This is a genomic window from Shewanella sp. MBTL60-007 (genome assembly GCF_019654915.1).
In the GTDB taxonomy this organism is placed as follows: Bacteria; Pseudomonadota; Gammaproteobacteria; order Enterobacterales; family Shewanellaceae; genus Shewanella.
The window spans coordinates 1-821 of sequence record NZ_BPET01000157.1 but is presented as its reverse complement, the minus strand read 5'-3'; the positions used below and the strand labels follow the sequence as shown (position 1 = coordinate 821).

The 821-nt window shown below is 52.5% G+C and carries 1 protein-coding gene; it reads right to left on the bottom strand.

Annotated elements, in window-relative coordinates; translation table 11 throughout:
• Nucleotides 1-52: 52 nt before the first annotated feature.
• A complete protein-coding gene (locus K5Q92_RS23810) occupies nucleotides 53-757 on the bottom strand; it encodes an IS6-like element IS26 family transposase (protein ID WP_001067855.1) in 705 nt (234 codons plus the stop codon).
• Between the last annotated feature and the right edge of the window lie 64 nt (nucleotides 758-821).

The following is an 821-nucleotide window of genomic DNA, read 5'->3' as shown; positions in this document are numbered from 1 at the left end:
GGCACTGTTGCAAAGTTAGCGATGAGGCAGCCTTTTGTCTTATTCAAAGGCCTTACATTTCAAAAACTCTGCTTACCAGGCGCATTTCGCCCAGGGGATCACCATAATAAAATGCTGAGGCCTGGCCTTTGCGTAGTGCACGCATCACCTCAATACCTTTGATGGTGGCGTAAGCCGTCTTCATGGATTTAAATCCCAGCGTGGCGCCGATTATCCGTTTCAGTTTGCCATGATCGCATTCAATCACGTTGTTCCGGTACTTAATCTGTCGGTGTTCAACGTCAGACGGGCACCGGCCTTCGCGTTTGAGCAGAGCAAGCGCGCGACCATAGGCGGGCGCTTTATCCGTGTTGATGAATCGCGGGATCTGCCACTTCTTCACGTTGTTGAGGATTTTACCCAGAAACCGGTATGCAGCTTTGCTGTTACGACGGGAGGAGAGATAAAAATCGACAGTGCGGCCCCGGCTGTCGACGGCCCGGTACAGATACGCCCAGCGGCCATTGACCTTCACGTAGGTTTCATCCATGTGCCACGGGCAAAGATCGGAAGGGTTACGCCAGTACCAGCGCAGCCGTTTTTCCATTTCAGGCGCATAACGCTGAACCCAGCGGTAAATCGTGGAGTGATCGACATTCACTCCGCGTTCAGCCAGCATCTCCTGCAGCTCACGGTAACTGATGCCGTATTTGCAGTACCAGCGTACGGCCCACAGAATGATGTCACGCTGAAAATGCCGGCCTTTGAATGGGTTCATGTGCAGCTCCATCAGCAAAAGGGGATGATAAGTTTATCACCACCGACTATTTGCAACAGTGCCC

What these genes read in the sequence shown, in the direction of transcription:
- K5Q92_RS23810 (WP_001067855.1), bottom strand. Translation starts at nt 757, where the DNA reads ATGAACCCATTCAAAGGCCGGCATTTTCAGCGTGACATCATTCTGTGG.